We start from the raw sequence: 786 nt of genomic DNA, 5'->3' as shown, positions 1-786 counted from the left end.
CATTATTTTTGTTATCTTCTAGTAACTTTTTCAATAATTTATTACCTAAATATCCAGTTGATCCAACTAATATTATATTCACCTAATATATCCTATAATAATTATTATGTTATTGTAAATAGAATATTTATTTAAAAATTATTATTTTTTATAATTTACATATTTCATAAATAATATAATTAAGTACTTTAATATTTAAAATAAAATAATTATGTATATATATACAATAATTTAAATATAATATTTGCGTTTATTATGTAATTACTATATAATTTATATACATAATAATTATTATAGGTTGTTAATATGATGTTTACATTCATTATTATATAAATAATACTTTTGGATTGGCGTTTATCCTGGTATTAATGATGAAATGATAGACTATATAGAAAGAATTGTTTTTAGTTTTTTGAATAGTAATTAAAAAAGGATATATATGAATATAAAAGTATCAGATTATATAGCAAATTTTTTAATTTCTAAAGGTATAGAATATGTTTATGAAATGGTTGGAGGTATGAGTTTACATTTAAGTAATTCATTTTATAAAAATGGAAAAATTAAAGTTATACCTATGAAACATGAACAATCTGCCTCTTTTGCTTGTGTAGGATATTCTAGTGTTACTAATAAGCCAGCTGTTGCTATGGGAATATCTGGTCCTGGTGCAATTAATATGATTGGTGGTATAGCAAGTAGTTACTATGATAGTATACCATCATTATTTATTTCTGGTCAGGTTAATCAATCTGAATTGAAAAATAATAAAAACATAAGACAGTT

The 786-nt window shown here is 20.7% G+C and carries 1 protein-coding gene; it reads left to right on the top strand.

Annotation, left to right across the window (positions count from 1 at the left end; genetic code table 11):
• Window positions 1–439: 439 nt before the first annotated feature.
• Window positions 440–786 (top strand): thiamine pyrophosphate-binding protein (locus tag GQX97_RS12950; RefSeq protein WP_255447408.1); only part of this gene is annotated, 347 nt, incomplete at its 3' end.

Origin of the sequence: Brachyspira sp. SAP_772 (assembly GCF_009755885.1) — a bacterium.
Lineage (GTDB): Bacteria > Spirochaetota > Brachyspiria > Brachyspirales > Brachyspiraceae > Brachyspira.
This window is presented reverse-complemented; position numbering and strand designations above follow the sequence as displayed.